We start from the raw sequence: 15,616 nt of genomic DNA, 5'->3' as shown, positions 1-15,616 counted from the left end.
CGCGGGCCACCATCCGGACGCCCGCCGTCAGTCGGCACCTCGTCCCGGCATGCCGTATCGCGGCGCGCGTCCGGCTCCGCCCGGCCCGCGCGCCGGCTACTCATCAGGAAGCACATGACCCAATCGATCGATCCCGTCCGCTCCGTCCCCGACGCGCCGCAGGACGAGCGCCCGGTATCCGCGTGGAGCCTCATCAAGCCCTACTGGGTGTCGTCCGAATGGAAAATCGCGTGGGGGCTGCTCGTCACGATCATCGCAATCAACCTTTGCGTGGTCTGGATCAACGTCAAGCTGAACAAGTGGAACGCGCAGTTCTACAACGCGCTGCAGTCGAAGGACGTCCACGACTTCCCGAACCTGCTGATGCAGTTCTCCGCGCTCGCATTCGGCTTCATCATCCTCGCGGTGTACGGCCGCTACCTTCGCCAGATGCTCGGGTTCCGCTGGCGCCAGTGGCTCACCGACCGCTTTCTCGGCCAGTGGCTCGGCGATCGTGCGTTCTACCGGATCGAACGCGACCGCCTCGCCGACAACCCCGACCAGCGGATCACCGACGACCTCCAGTCGTTCGCGACGACGACGCTCGCGCTGTCGCTCGACCTGCTGTCGACGGTCGTCACGCTCGTGTCGTTCATCACCATCCTGTGGTCGCTCGCGGGCGCGCTGACGTTCTCGCTCGGCGCGACGCCGATCACGATCCCCGGCTACATGGTGTGGGCGGCCGCGCTGTACGCGGTGGTCGGCTCGCTGATCATCCAGAAGGTCGGCCACCCGCTCGTGTCGATCAACTACCAGCAGCAGCGCGTCGAGGCCGACTTCCGCTTCGGGCTGATCCGCGTGCGCGAGAACGCCGAGCAGATCGCGTTCTACGACGGCGAGAAAACCGAGACCGTCAATGCGCAGAACCTGTTCACGCGCATTCGCGACAACTGGTGGCGCGTGATGAAGTACACGAAGCGCCTTACGTTCGTGCTGAGCTTCTACGGGCAGATCGCGATCATCTTCCCGCTCGTCGTCGCGGCGCCGCGCTATTTCGCGGGCGCGTTCTCGTTCGGCGTGTTGATGCAGATCTCGTCGGCGTTCGGCACCGTCAGCGATTCGTTCTCCTGGTTCATCAACAGTTACTCGACCCTCGTCGAATGGCGCGCCACCGTCAACCGTCTGCGTGAGTTCAAGCGCGTGATGGGCACGTCGCACCTGAAGGAAAGCATGTCGCCCGCGACCGAGCACGGCGGCATCAACCTGCATTACGTCGATGCCGCGAAGCTGTCGACATCGTCGCTGAAGCTCGCGCTGCCGAACGGCAACGCGCTCGCGAACATCGGCAACGTGACGATCGAACCCGGCTCGCGCTGGCTCGTGGTCGGCAAGTCGGGTTCCGGCAAGAGCACGTTCATGCGCGCGCTGGCGGGCCTCTGGCCGTTCGGCGACGGCGCGATCGATGCGCCGGTCGGCGCGCGGATGATGTTCGTGCCGCAAACCAGCTACTTGCCGATCGGCACGCTGAAGGCCGCGCTCACCTATCCGGCCGCGCCCGACGCGTTCACCGAGGACGCGTGCCGCGACGCGCTGCGTGCGTGCCACCTGGAAGACTACGTCGGGCGCCTCGACGAGACCGCCCACTGGACGCGCGTGCTGTCGCCGGGCGAACAGCAGCGTCTGGCCGGCGCGCGCGTGCTGCTGCACAAGCCGGACTTCCTGTTCCTCGACGAAGCGACGAGCGCGCTCGACGCCGACAATGAAGCGCGGCTCTATCACCTGTTCGCCGAACGGCTGCCGAAGGCCGCGATCGTCAGCATCGCGCACCGCGAGGCGCTGGCCGCGTTCCACGTCGGCACGATCAACGTCGAACGCGTGAACGAGAGCGACAAAGTCGCCGCTTAACAGCAAAAAAGGCCGGCGCATACCGCGCCGGCCTTCACTTCCTCGTCCTTCCCGCCTTCCAGCTTTCCCGCTACGCCGGCGCGACCGGCGCCGACACGATCGGCACATGCGACACGCCGTCGTGCGACAGCCTGCTTTCAAACAGCGTCAGCGCGACGAAACGCAGCGCGACCGGCCGCCCGGTCGCACCGCCGCGCGCAGGCTGCCCGTCCGCGTCGCGCGGCAACCGCGCAAGTGTGACGTGCGGCCTGAACGGCCGGCCGTCGGCCGGCACGCCCAGTTCGTGCAGCAGCGCGGACACATCGGCATTCAGCGCCGCACAGGCGGGATCGGGCGCCAGCTCCGCGACGATCAGCCTCGCGCGCGGCAGGCTCGGCCACCACGCGATTCGCTCGACCAGCTGTAACGGCAGCGCATGCCCGGCCGCGAGTGCCGGCAGGCGCGCAGCCAGCGCATTGCACCGCTCCCGTTCGATTGCACCGATGAACGCGAGCGTCACGTGCAATTGAGCCGGCATCGTGCGCCGCGCGCCGCGGGTGACCGGCAACGCGTGCAGTGCATCGCGCGATGCCGCATCGGGCACCAGCGCGACGAATGCACGGAGCCGGTCGCCGTTCATGACTCGCGCACCGCCACGCGCGCTTCGACCACCGCGCCCTCCGAAGCCGGACGCTGCGGCAGCGGACCGTGCTCGCCCCACACGTCGGCGGGCAGCACGCTTGCAAGCTCGGGAATCGTGTTGCGCGTAAACACCGGATCGGCGACGCCTTCCGCGCGCTGGCGGCGATAGTCGCGCCACGCGGCATGCGCATACTTGCCGAGCGCGAGGATCGCGACCAGGTTGATGATCGCCATCAGCCCCATGCTCGTATCGGCCATCGCCCACACGAGCGGCAGTTGCCCGACGCTGCCGAACATCACCATCCCGAGCACCGCGATGCGGAACAGCGGCAGCACGCCGCGCCGCTTCGTGATGAAGTCGACGTTGCCTTCCGCGTATGCGTAATTGCCGATCACCGACGAGTACGCGAAGAAGAAGATCGCGACGGCCATGTAGATGCCGCCCCAGTCGCCGACGTGGCTCGCGATCGCGCGCTGCGTGAGCGCCGCGCCCTCCATGCCGGTGCCGAGTTCGTACTGGCCCGACAGCAGGATCACGAACGCGGTCGCGCTGCAGATCACGATCGTGTCGACGAACACGCCGAGCATCTGGATCAACCCCTGCACGACCGGATGCCGCACGCTCGCGGTCGCGGCAGCGTTCGGTGCGCTGCCCATGCCGGCCTCATTCGAGAACAATCCGCGCTTCACACCCATCGCGACCGCCTGGCTGACTGCATAGCCGGTCAGGCCGCCCGCCGCCTGCTCGAGCCCGAACGCGCTCTTCACGATCAGCGCGATCACGCCCGGCACCAGCGCGACGTGCGTCGCGACCGCGTAGACCGCCAGAGCGAGGTAGCCGATCGCCATCACCGGCACGATCACCTGCGCGACCGACGCGATGCGGCGAATCCCGCCGAAGATGAGCGGCGCGGTGAGCAGCACGAGGCCGAGGCCGACCGTCTCACGGCTCCAGCCGAACGACGTATGGAACGCGTCGGCGATCGCATTGGCCTGCACCGCGTTGAACACGAAGCCGAACGCGAGGATCAGCGACAGCGAGAACAGCACGCCGAAGCCGCGCGAGCGCAGGCCCGTCTGGATGTAGTACGCGGGGCCGCCGCGATAGCTGCCGTCCGCGTGCGACACCTTGAAGATCTGCGCGAGCGTCGCCTCGACGAACGCCGACGACATCCCGACGAGCGCCGTCATCCACATCCAGAAGATCGCGCCCGGCCCGCCGACCGTCAGCGCGACCGCCACACCGGCGATGTTGCCGGTGCCCACGCGGCTCGCGAGGCCGGTCGCGAACGCCTGGAATGACGAGATGCTGCCCGGCTCGCCCTTGCTGCCGACCAGTTTGATGCTGAGGAACAGCGCCTTCAGCTGGATCATCCGGAACCGCAGCGTGAACCATGCGCCCACGCCGAGCAGCAGCGCGATCAGCACGTAGTTCCACAGCACACCGTTGACGGCGTCGATCAGCCCTTGTACGAATGCTTCCATTCAGAGTCCTTGTAAATGGGGTCAGTCAAATGCGGCGGCCACGCGAACGCGGCCAGCGGGCGATGATATGACAGTTTCCAAGGAACATTACAAAATGAAAGTATTCGGGATCGCGGAAAATCAACGTCCGATGTGATCAGGTTAGGCGACGCTTCGGGGAGGTGCGGGGGGATGCGACGGGGCGGGCGGCGCGGCGAGTGCATGCCCGGGGCTTGCGACATGCCCCGGATCCCTGCTCTTTGTCACACGGTGCGCCAGGCTCGGCGAGCAGCGATCCCGAGCGGAAATGCCGTAGCGGGCGAGTCGCGATCTTTGACAACCGAAAACAGTCGCAATAGTGAATCGCCAAACAGAAATGGCGTTAAAAAACGAAACCATGCTTTAAGCAGCTTTCCCTACCCATTAATCACGACTACCCCTCTATAAACGCCCAATCCCGAAAAATAGAAATAACCCGGGTGAATCCGATGCAGTTTATTGCGATACCGGTTGATTGCCGTAAAACAATTCACCCGTCGACGACGCGCATGCGTCTGAGTCGGTTGGCGCGGGTCGCCGCGGGGATCCTCTGCCCGCGGCGCCCGCAAACAATTCTTATGCTCGTAGCGATTGCGGCGCTCTTTCGGCGACTGCCTGGAAGGCATGAACCGGCGTCCATTGTTGTGCTTGGGTGCCGTTGTACGGGAATGCCCAGACGAGGTTGTTGGCCTGCCGACTATCGTAATGATCGTCGATCACGAGGCCGGTGTTGGCGAGTGACGTGATGTAACCGGGGCGAATGGAGATGCTCCACCGCTGCGAAGGCGCTCCCGTGAACGGGCGCAGGACCAGCGGGGTTTCGGCGGCGACCTTGCCGTCCGCGAAATCGACCGCCAGCTTGCCTCCGCCGTTCAAATCGCTGAAATCCAGAATGATGAAGCCATGGGTGGGATCGTAGTCCCACAGGGTCTGCACATTCGGGTCGGTGAAGTAGCGAAGTTGCACCGGGGCATTCGGGCCGATCACGCTGCCGTCGGTATTGTTCTGGGCAACACCGAGGACGCGCGTCGGATCCTGCGCAAACTGAAACGACATCGATATATACGCCATGATTTTCTCCAAAGGGTGTGAAAACCAGACCGTTCAATATGCCCGAATTAATCGGACAAAAATCACTATAGGTGGCAGCAGACCCCGATTCAACGTCTATTTCGAGATAAATATCGATATTTTTGTTTTTATGAATAGTCGATTTAATTGACGCCGAATAAATTGTTGCCTGCTCACGGAAAATCCCCGCCAACCCAGTCGTCTCAGGCTCGCGCCCCATAAAAAAACCGGGCGCCCTTTCGGACGCCCGGTTTTCTTCGAAACCCGCTCGCGCTTCAGCTTAGCGCGGCAGTTCCGAATGCCCCATCAGGTACGCGTCGACCGAGCGCGCGCACTGGCGGCCTTCGCGGATCGCCCAGACGACGAGCGACTGGCCGCGGCGCATGTCGCCAGCTGCGAACACCTTGTCGACCGACGTGTAGTACGAGCGATCGCCTTCGGTCGCCGCACGCGCGTTGCCGCGTGCGTCCTTCGCGACGCCGAACGCGTCGAGCACGGGCGCTGCCGGCTGCGTGAAGCCCATCGCGAGCAGCACCAGGTCGGCCTTCATCTCGAACTCGGAGCCCGGCACTTCCTGCATCTTGCCGTCCTTCCACTCGACGCGCACCGCGATCAGCTTCTCGACCTTGCCGTTCTTGCCTTCGAGACGCTTCGTCGCGACCGCCCAGTCACGCTCGCAGCCTTCCTCGTGCGACGACGACGTGCGCAGCTTGATCGGCCAGTACGGCCACACGAGCGGCTTGTTTTCCTCTTCCGGCGGCTGCGGCAGCAGCTCGAACTGCGTGACCTGCTTCGCGCCGTGACGGTTCGACGTGCCGACGCAGTCCGAACCGGTATCGCCGCCGCCGATCACGATCACGTGCTTGCCCTTCGCGAGCAGCTGGTCGGTGAGCTTGTCGCCCGCGTTCACACGGTTCTGCTGCGGCAGGAAGTCCATCGCGAAATGCACGCCGGCCAGCTCGCGGCCCGGCACCGGCAGGTCACGCGGCGTTTCCGAACCGCCCGCGATCACGACCGCGTCGAACTCTTCCTTCAGCGTGTCCGGCGAAATGGTTTCCTTCGCGAGGCTGCCGATCGATTCGGGCAGCGGATCCTTGCCGATGAACACGCTGGTGCGGAACGTCACGCCTTCCGCTTCCATCTGGCGCATGCGGCGGTCGATCAGCCACTTCTCGAGCTTGAAGTCGGGAATCCCGTAACGCAGCAGGCCGCCGATACGGTCGTTCTTCTCGAACACCGTCACGTCGTGGCCGGCGCGCGCGAGCTGCTGCGCGGCCGCGAGGCCCGCGGGGCCGGAACCGACGACCGCGACCTTCTTGCCCGTCTTGTGCTCGGCCGGCAGCGGCTTCACCCAACCTTCCGCCCAGGCCTTGTCGATGATCGCGTGCTCGATCGACTTGATGCCGACCGGGTCGTTGTTGATCCCGAGCGTGCACGCCGCTTCGCACGGCGCCGGGCAGATGCGGCCCGTGAATTCCGGGAAGTTGTTGGTCGAATGCAGGACTTCGATCGCCTGCTGCCAGTCCTGGCGGTAAACGAGATCGTTGAAGTCCGGAATGATGTTGTTGACCGGGCAGCCGTTGTTGCAGAACGGGATGCCGCAATCCATGCAGCGCGCGCCCTGGACCTTCGCATCCGCGTCGGTCAGTGCCGCGACGAATTCCTTGTAGTGCTTCACGCGCGTGAGCGGTGCTTCGTACGCCTCGTGGCGGCGTTCGAACTCCAGAAAACCGGTTGCCTTGCCCATAAGGTGCTCTTCTGTTCGGTGTATCGGGTGGGGGAGCCGCGCGCGGCAATCATGCGCGCGCGGCATTCGCTATGTCGTTCGTCGCTCAGGCGGCCAGCACTTCCTTCGCCGCCTTCTTCGCACCGATCTCGCCCAGCGCGCGCTTGTATTCGTGCGGGAACACCTTCACGAACTGGCGGCGCGCCGCGTCCCAGTTTTCCAGCAGCGACTTCGCGCGCGGCGAACCCGTGAACTGGAAATGACGCTCGACGAGCCCCTTGAGCAGCGCTTCGTCCGTCGTGCCCGCATGCCAGAGCGCGCGGTCGACCGTGCGCTCCTGCTCGGCCTGCTGCAGCACCGGCTCGAGCGCGACCATCGACTTGTTGCACTTCGCCGCGAACGTGCCTTCCGGATCGTAGATGTACGCGAGGCCGCCCGACATGCCGGCCGCGAAGTTGCGCCCCGTCTCGCCGAGCACGACGACCGTACCGCCCGTCATGTATTCGCAGCCGTGGTCGCCCGTGCCTTCGACGACCGCCGTCGCGCCCGAGTTGCGCACGCAGAAGCGCTCGCCCGCCACGCCGCGGAAGAAGGCTTCGCCTTCGATCGCGCCGTACATCACCGTATTGCCGCAGATGATGTTTTCCTCGGACTTGCCGCGGAAGTCGTTGGTCGGTCGGATGATGATCCGGCCGCCCGACAGGCCCTTGCCGACGTAGTCGTTGCCGTCGCCGACGAGGTCGAGCGTCACGCCCTTCGCGAGGAACGCGCCGAAGCTCTGGCCGGCCGTGCCCTTCAGCTGGATGTGCACCGCGTCGTCGGCCAGGCCGTCATGGCCGTGCTTCTTCGCGATCACGCCCGACAGCATCGCGCCGACCGTGCGGTTCACGTTGCGCACCGGCTGGATGAACGACACATGCTCGCCGTTCTCGATCGCGGCCTTCGCCTTCTCGATCAGCACGTGGTCGAGCGCGCGCTCGAGGCCGTGGTCCTGCACGTCGACGTGACGCGGCGCGACGTCCTCGCACTCTTCCGGCTGGTAGAACACGCGCGAGAAGTCGAGGCCCTTCGCCTTCCAGTGCTCGATGCCCTTGCGCGTATCGAGCAGGTCGGCGCGGCCGATCAGGTCGTCGAACTTCGCGATGCCGAGCTGCGCCATGATCTCGCGCACTTCCTCGGCGACGAAGAAGAAGTAGTTCACGACGTGTTCGGGCTGGCCCTTGAACTTCGCACGCAGCACCGGATCCTGCGTCGCGACGCCGACCGGGCACGTGTTCAGGTGGCACTTGCGCATCATGATGCAGCCTTCGACGACGAGCGGCGCCGTCGCGAAGCCGAATTCGTCAGCGCCGAGCAGCGCGCCGATCACCACGTCGCGGCCCGTCTTCATCTGGCCGTCGGCCTGCACGCGGATGCGGCCGCGCAGGCGGTTCAGCACCAGCGTCTGCTGCGTTTCGGCGAGGCCGAGTTCCCACGGCGTGCCCGCATGCTTGACCGACGACAGCGGCGATGCGCCCGTGCCGCCGTCATGGCCGGCGATCACGACGTGATCGGCCTTCGCCTTCGCGACACCGGCCGCGACCGTGCCGACGCCCACTTCCGACACCAGCTTCACCGAGATGCTCGAGCTCGGGTTCACGTTCTTCAGGTCGTGGATCAGCTGCGCCAGATCCTCGATCGAGTAGATGTCGTGGTGCGGCGGCGGCGAGATCAGGCCGACACCCGGCACCGAGTAACGCAGCTTGCCGATGTATTCGGACACCTTGTGGCCCGGCAGCTGGCCGCCTTCGCCCGGCTTCGCGCCCTGCGCCATCTTGATCTGGATCTGGTCGGCCGAAGCGAGGTACTCGGCGGTGACGCCGAAGCGGCCCGACGCGACCTGCTTGATCTTCGAGCGCAGCGAATCGCCGTCCTTCAGCGGAATGTCGCTGACGATCTCGTCGCCGATCACCGACTTCAGCGTCTCGCCCGACTTGATCGGAATGCCGCGCAGTTCGTTGCGATAGCGCTTCTCGTCCTCGCCGCCTTCGCCGGTGTTCGACTTGCCGCCGATCCGGTTCATCGCGATCGCGAGCGTCGCGTGCGCTTCGGTGCTGATCGAGCCGAGCGACATCGCGCCGGTCGCGAAGCGCTTGACGATGTCCTTCGCCGGCTCGACGTTTTCGATCGGGATTGCCTTGGTCGGCTCGACCTTGAACTCGAACAGGCCGCGGAACGTCATGTGCCGCTTGGTCTGGTCGTTGATCAGGTGCGCGTATTCCTTGTACGTCTGGTACGAGTTGCTGCGCGTCGCGTGCTGGAGCTTCGCGATCGAATCCGGCGTCCACATGTGGTCTTCGCCGCGCACGCGGTATGCGTACTCGCCGCCCGCGTCGAGCATGTCGCGCAGGACCGGGCTGTCGCCGAACGCGTCGCGGTGCAGGCGGATCGCTTCTTCCGCGACTTCGAACAGGCCGATGCCGCCGACCTTCGATGCCGTGCCCTTGAAGTACTTCTCGACGAGGTCGCTCGACAGGCCGAGCGCTTCGAAGATCTGCGCGCCCGTGTACGACATGTACGTCGAGATGCCCATCTTCGACATCACCTTCTGCAGGCCCTTGCCGACCGCCTTCGTGAAGTTGTAGACGGCCTTCTCCGGCGACAGGTCGCCCGGCAGGCCTTCGGCCATCTTCGCGAGCGTTTCCATCGCGAGGTACGGGTGCACGGCTTCCGCGCCGTAGCCCGCGAGCAGCGCGAAGTGGTGCGTCTCACGTGCCGAGCCCGTCTCGACGACGAGGCCCGTGCTCGTGCGCAGCCCTTGCTGGACGAGGTGCGTGTGGATCGCCGACGTGGCGAGCAGCGCCGGAATCGCGACATGCTCGGCGTCCGTCTTGCGGTCCGACACGATCAGCATGTTGTAGCCCGACTTCACAGCGTCGACGGCTTCCGCGCACAGCGACGCGAGGCGCGCCTCGATGCCTTCCTTGCCCCAGGCCACCGGATAGCAGATGTTCAGCTCGTATGCGCTGAACTTGCCGCCCGTGTACTGGTCGATCGCGCGGATCTTCGCGATGTCCTTGAAGTCGAGCACCGGCTGCGACACTTCGAGACGCATCGGCGGGTTGATGTTGTTCGTGTCGAGCAGGTTCGGCTTCGGGCCGATGAACGACACGAGCGACATGACCATGTTCTCGCGGATCGGGTCGATCGGCGGGTTCGTGACCTGCGCGAAGAGCTGCTTGAAGTAGTGATAGAGCGTCTTGTTCTTGTTCGACATCACCGCGAGCGGCGAGTCGTTGCCCATCGAGCCGACGGCCTCTTCACCCTGCTGCGCCATCGGCGCCATCAGGAACTTGAGGTCTTCCTGCGTATAGCCGAACGCCTGCTGGCGGTCGAGCAGCGCGGCGCCCTGCGTGCGGCCGGCCGCGACGTCCTCGGCCTTCGGCTCGATCTCGTCGAGCTTGATGCGCACGGCGTCAATCCAGCTCTTGTACGGCTTAGCGTTCGCGAGGTTGTCCTTCAGTTCCTTGTCGTCGATGATGCGGCCGTGTTCCATGTCGATCAGGAACATCTTGCCCGGCTGCAGGCGCCACTTCTTGACGATCTTCGATTCGGGGATCTGCAGCGTGCCGGCTTCCGACGCCATGATGACGAGGTCGTCGTCCGTGACGATGTAACGCGCCGGGCGCAGGCCGTTGCGGTCGAGCGTCGCGCCGATCTGGCGGCCGTCCGTGAACGCGATCGCGGCGGGACCGTCCCACGGCTCCATCATCGCGGCGTGGTATTCGTAGAACGCGCGGCGGTTCTCGTCCATCAGCGTGTGCTGTTCCCACGCTTCCGGGATCATCATCATCACCGCGTGCACGAGCGGATAGCCCGCCATCACGAGCAGTTCGAGACAGTTGTCGAACGAAGCCGTATCCGACTGGCCCGGATAGATCAGCGGCCAGAGCTTCGGCAGGTCGTCGCCGAGCACGTGCGACGCGATCGCGCCGGTACGCGCGTTCAGCCAGTTCACGTTGCCCTTCACGGTGTTGATCTCGCCGTTGTGCGCGATCATCCGGTACGGGTGAGCCAGCTCCCACGCCGGGAACGTGTTGGTCGAGAAGCGCTGGTGCACGAGCGCGAGCGCCGACACGACGCGCGAGTCCTGCAGGTCGCGGTAGTACACGCCGACCTGGCCAGCCAGCAGCAGCCCCTTGTAGACGACCGTGCGCGCCGACATCGACGGCACGAAGTATTCCTTGCCGTGCTTGAGCTTCAGCGCCTGGATACGGTGGCTCGCGGTCTTGCGGATCACGTAGAGCTTCCGCTCGAGCGCGTCCGTCACCATGATGTCCTTGCCGCGGCCGATGAAGATCTGGCGGATCAGCGGCTCGCTCGCCTTGACCGTCGGCGAGATCGGCATCGCGTGGTCGACCGGCACGTCGCGCCATCCGAGCACGACCTGACCTTCAGCCCGCACCGTCCGCTCGAGTTCCTGCTCGCATGCGAGACGCGATGCGTTCTCCTTCGGCAGGAAGATCATCCCGACCCCATATTCACCGGCCGGCGGCAGCGTCACGCCCTGCTTCGACATTTCCTCGCGATAGAACGCGTCCGGAATCTGGATCAGGATGCCGGCGCCGTCGCCCATCAGCGGATCGGCACCGACCGCGCCGCGGTGATCGAGGTTCTCGAGGATCTTCAGACCCTGCTGAATGATCCCGTGGCTCTTCTTGCCCTTGATGTGAGCGACGAAGCCGACGCCGCAGGCGTCGTGTTCGTTTTGCGGGTCGTACAGACCTTGTGCGGCGGGCACCGCGGCGAGCGGCTGCTGGTGGTCGTTCATGGGGACACCGTCGTAAAGGGGCCTCGAGGGCCGTTGAACCATTTTGTGTTGCCGTCGATCCCGCTCCCGACGGGAGACGGCACGGCCGACAGTGGTTGGGCGAGCTTCACCCGGGCCACCGGAATTCGGAATATACGCGACGAATCAAAGGAATAGCAACAAAAACCGCTTAATCGAACCCCAATTAAACGCATGCTCCGATCTGGTGCCGTTTTATTGGGGCCGTATCGTATTGGTGCAAAAAGAAGCGGCGCCCGCGGCGCCGCCTCGTGATCCGCCTTTCCCGCGTTACTGCTGGATCGGCGGGGTGTTTTCACGCACCTTTCTGGGGCGTCCGCGCGGCAGCGGCGATACGCGGCGGTTCGCGGTACGCGCCGCCCATTCGCGGTAGTTCTCGCCGCCGAGCACCCAGCCCTTCAGCGTCGCCTGCTGCAGCTGATCGGCCTGCCGCTCGTCGAGCGGCTGCTCGCACAGCTCCTTGTACGCGCGCTGACGGTCGAACGGCGTGTTGCCGAGCGCCCAGTAGAGCGGATGGTCGGTGATCAGGCTGTCGACGGTGAGCCCGACGTGATGCCGGTAGCTCGACCACCGATAGGCCTCGGGCGTCGCGACCAGCTGCGAGCGCACCGGGCTCATCTCGACCACGCGGCTCGCGAGGAGGAAATAGCGTTCGCCTTCGATCACCGTCGCGCGATAGCGGCCTTCCCACAAGGTGCCGCGACGCGAATAACGTCGGTTGAAATGCGCGACGTAGCGGCGGCCGACCGCCTGCATCGCCTTCGGCAGGCTCGCCTCGTCGCTGGGCGTCACGAGGAGCTGCACCTGGCGCGGAAGCAGCACGTAGGCATGCACCGAGAGGTGATGATCGCGTGCCGCGGCCTTCAGGCAATCGATGAAGAGTTCGTAGTCCTGGTCGTCGACGAACGCAGGTTGCTGATCCAGGCCGCGCAGTATCACGTGCTGCGGCTGGTCGGGAACGTAGAGTCGTGCTAACCGTGCCATGCTGAATGTCCGTTTGAACGCGTTAGGAAATACCCGGAGGTCCGAAATTGCGCACCTGCGTAGAATGCCTGTCCCGGCGGGCGCGGAAACGTACGGTCGTACTAATCTTAGGGTGAAAACTCTAACTTACGAGCTTGTTTGGTTTTAAACGCAGTCGTCATAATGAGCACGCCTTAGATCGGAGGAGACACAATGAAACGAAAACTGGCCATTACGGGGGCTGCAGCGCTCGCATTCACGTTTGCGGGCGGTACGGCACAAGCACAATCCGCAGGTGATTTCTACGTCAGCACCGGTTGGTTCCACCTTTCGCCGCAGGACAGCAGCGACCCGCTGTTCGTCTACGGCGTTGGCGGCACGCCCATCAACCAATCGATTCCCAACACCGGCGCCGGCATCAGCGACGCCGATACGCTTGGGCTCGCAACGGGCTACTTCGTCACCGACCATATCTCCACCGAGCTCGTCATGGGGATACCGCCGAAGTTCGACATCACCGGCAAGGGTCAGTTCGAAAGATTCGGCGTACTCGGCCGTGCGTACCAGTGGAGCCCCGCCGTATTGCTTCGCTACCACTTCAACGACGCCAACGCGAAGTTCCGCCCGTATGTCGGCATCGGCGCAACGTACATCTGGTTCACCGGCGCGAAGATCACGAACAGCAGCTTCGAGAACGGCGTGCTCGGCGGCCCGACCAGCGCCACGACCAGCAACCAGTGGGCGCCCGTCTTCAACGCCGGCTTCACGTACAACTTCACGAAACACTGGTTCGCGGGCCTGTCGCTCTCGTACATCCCCGTCAGCGTGACCGCGACCTTCACGACGGCTCGCCGGACGCCGGTCGGCACCCTGACGGAAACGTCGAAGGCCCACATCTCGCTGAACCCGATCGTCACGTACCTGAACGTCGGCTACCGTTTCTAAGCGTAGTCGAATATTTGGGGAATGGTTAATCCTGCTGCAATTTGTAGCGGATTTTTCGTGACGTAACGTCTCCTCGATGCAAAACGCCCCGGCGGAAATCCCGCCGGGGCGTCGTTTTTTTGTCTCAGGGTCTTCCCGCATCCACCATCGCGCGGGACGGGTCGCTACGCAATGTCGTCCAGTGCATCGGGGCCGATCAGGTCGATTCGGTCCGTGCAGACCGCATCGACGCCCCAGCGCACGAGTTCGCGCGCCCGGGCGAGGTCGTTGACCGTGTAGACCAGGATGCGCAGCCCGGCCGCCTTGATCGCGCGCACGAGCGGTTCGTCGAGTTCCTTGTGGTTTGCATGCAACGATACGCAGCCGAGCGCGCCGACGACCTGCGCGTGCCAGTCGTCCGGCACCGCCTCGTACAGCATCCCGCGCGGCAGCGCCGGGGCGCTCGCGCGCGCCTGTTGCAGCGCGTCGAACGAGAACGACGACAGCAGCGGCAGCACGGCCGCGCCGTGCCAGTACGCGGCCGCATCGGCCGCCACCCGCTGCCCCGTGTCGCGCTCGCGGCCCGGGCACGGCTTGATCTCGACGTTCGCCGCCATCCCGTGCGCGATGCAGCGCGCCGCCGCCGCCTCGAGCGTCGGCATCCGCTCGCCCGCGAACCGCGCGTCGAACCAGGCGCCGGCGTCGAGCGCGGCCAGCGCCGCATAGCGCATGCCCGCCGCCGGCCCGCTGCCGTTCGACGTGCGGTCGACCGTGTCGTCGTGCAGCAGGAAACTCACGTCGTCAGCGGACAGCTTCGCGTCGAACTCGACCATCCGGTGACCGCGCCGCGCACCTTCGTCGAACGCGGCGAGCGTGTTCTCCGGCGCGAGCGTGCCGCCGCCGCGATGGGCGACGACGCGTGGATAGGGCCAGTCGGTACGGGAAGTCATCGTGCGCCTCGCAGCAGGTCCGTCAGGGTCAGCCGGCACGCTGGCCGGTCTCGGGATCGAAGAAATGCAGCCGGTGCGCGGGCAGCGCGGCGCCCAGCGCCGTGCCGCGCGCGGGACGATCCGCGTGCGGCAGCCGCACCGCGACGTCGTGGTTGCCCCAGCGGCCGTGCGCGAGGTTGTCCGCGCCGAGCAGCTCGCACGAGTCGACCGGCAGCGATGCCTGCGCGACGCCCGGCTGCGGCGTCATGTGCTCCGGCCGCACGCCGAGCACCCAGTCGCGCCCGGTGGCGATCGTGGTGCCGATGCCGGGCGCGCCGGCGACCGGCAGCGCCGGACCGCCGCCCGCGACCGTAAACGTCGCGCCATCCTCCGACAGCCGGCCGTGCATCAGGTTCATTGCCGGCGAGCCGATGAAGCCCGCGACGAACACCGTCGCCGGCTTCTCGTACACGTCGACCGGCGCGCCGATCTGCTCCGCATAACCACGGTTCATCACGATCACGCGCTGCGCGAGCGTCATCGCCTCGATCTGGTCGTGCGTCACGTACACGCTCGTCGTCGCGAGCCGCGCATGCAGCCGCTGGATCTCGAGCCGCATCTGCACGCGCAGCTTCGCGTCGAGGTTCGACAGCGGCTCGTCGAACAGGAACACCGACGGCTCGCGCACGATCGCACGCCCCATCGCGACGCGCTGCCGCTGGCCGCCCGACAGTTCGCGCGGCCGCCGCGCGAGCAACGGCTCGAGTTCGAGGATCTTCGCGGCCGCGGCCACCCGCGAGTCGATCGTCGCGCGCTCGATGCCGCGGATCTTCAGCCCGTAGCCCATGTTCTGCGCGACCGTCATGTGCGGATACAGCGCATAGTTCTGGAACACCATCGCGATGTCGCGATCCTTCGGCTCCAGCGCGTTGACGACGCGATCGCCGATCGCGATCTCGCCGTCCGTCACCGTCTCGAGCCCCGCGATCATCCGCAGCAGCGTCGACTTGCCGCAGCCCGACGGGCCGACCAGCACGATGAATTCGCCGTCGGCGATCTCCACGTCGATGCCGTGCAGCACGTGCTGCTTGCCGTCGTAGGATTTCCTGACGCCCTTCAAGCTCAGCGCAGCCATACTTGGTCCTTCTCCCGGTTGCCGTCCGTGGT

General features: G+C 65.5%; 10 protein-coding genes. 2 read left to right on the top strand and 8 right to left on the bottom strand.

The genetic code is table 11. The annotated features are described in order from the left end of the window. Positions 1 to 114: 114 nt before the first annotated feature. Positions 115 to 1,884: an ABC transporter ATP-binding protein/permease gene (locus ACT2FV_RS18685; RefSeq protein WP_444504580.1), complete on the top strand. Its 1,770-nt coding sequence runs from the start codon at positions 115 to 117 to the stop codon at positions 1,882 to 1,884. 70 nt (positions 1,885 to 1,954) lie between these two features. On the opposite strand, the gene thpR is transcribed toward ACT2FV_RS18685, so the two are convergent. The 6 genes from thpR to ACT2FV_RS18655 form a co-directional block, all read right to left on the bottom strand. Further along, complete coding sequence (gene thpR, locus ACT2FV_RS18680; RefSeq protein ID WP_444504579.1) at positions 1,955 to 2,503, bottom strand: RNA 2',3'-cyclic phosphodiesterase; 549 nt, start codon at positions 2,501 to 2,503, stop codon at positions 1,955 to 1,957. Continuing rightward, the gene (locus tag ACT2FV_RS18675) at positions 2,500 to 3,990 is read right to left on the bottom strand and encodes an alanine/glycine:cation symporter family protein (RefSeq protein ID WP_444504578.1); all 1,491 of its coding nucleotides are present in this window, start codon (positions 3,988 to 3,990) and stop codon (positions 2,500 to 2,502) included. Before ACT2FV_RS18675 ends, thpR begins: the two co-directional genes overlap by 4 nt. A 594-nt stretch (positions 3,991 to 4,584) precedes the next feature. Continuing rightward, positions 4,585 to 5,079, bottom strand: coding sequence for an RICIN domain-containing protein (locus tag ACT2FV_RS18670; protein ID WP_151051102.1), 495 nt, complete (start codon positions 5,077 to 5,079; stop codon positions 4,585 to 4,587). A 280-nt stretch (positions 5,080 to 5,359) separates the two neighbouring features. Beyond that, positions 5,360 to 6,826, bottom strand: coding sequence for a glutamate synthase subunit beta (locus ACT2FV_RS18665; protein WP_124628042.1), 1,467 nt, complete (start codon positions 6,824 to 6,826; stop codon positions 5,360 to 5,362). Positions 6,827 to 6,911: 85 nt separating this feature from the next. Further along, on the bottom strand, positions 6,912 to 11,615 hold the full coding sequence (locus ACT2FV_RS18660; protein WP_444504577.1) for a glutamate synthase-related protein: 4,704 nt from the start codon (positions 11,613 to 11,615) through the stop codon (positions 6,912 to 6,914). A gap of 288 nt (positions 11,616 to 11,903) precedes the next feature. Beyond that, a complete protein-coding gene (locus ACT2FV_RS18655; RefSeq protein ID WP_027783329.1) occupies positions 11,904 to 12,617 on the bottom strand; it encodes a transposase in 714 nt (237 codons plus the stop codon). Positions 12,618 to 12,809: 192 nt separating this feature from the next. Between ACT2FV_RS18655 and ACT2FV_RS18650 the strand changes: the two genes are divergently transcribed. Further along, a complete protein-coding gene (locus ACT2FV_RS18650; RefSeq protein WP_151051098.1) occupies positions 12,810 to 13,541 on the top strand; it encodes an OmpW/AlkL family protein in 732 nt (243 codons plus the stop codon). A 164-nt stretch (positions 13,542 to 13,705) separates the two neighbouring features. Here the strand turns inward: ACT2FV_RS18650 and ugpQ are convergent, their stop codons facing one another. Next, positions 13,706 to 14,470 (bottom strand): glycerophosphodiester phosphodiesterase, encoded by a 765-nt coding sequence (gene ugpQ, locus ACT2FV_RS18645; protein WP_174919911.1) that lies wholly within the window; start codon positions 14,468 to 14,470, stop codon positions 13,706 to 13,708. A gap of 28 nt (positions 14,471 to 14,498) precedes the next feature. Then, positions 14,499 to 15,584: a sn-glycerol-3-phosphate import ATP-binding protein UgpC gene (locus ACT2FV_RS18640; RefSeq protein ID WP_124628051.1), complete on the bottom strand. Its 1,086-nt coding sequence runs from the start codon at positions 15,582 to 15,584 to the stop codon at positions 14,499 to 14,501. Between the last annotated feature and the right edge of the window lie 32 nt (positions 15,585 to 15,616).

This window comes from Burkholderia sp. PR2, assembly GCF_052372875.1.
GTDB lineage: Bacteria > Pseudomonadota > Gammaproteobacteria > Burkholderiales > Burkholderiaceae > Burkholderia > Burkholderia diffusa.
This window is presented reverse-complemented; position numbering and strand designations above follow the sequence as displayed.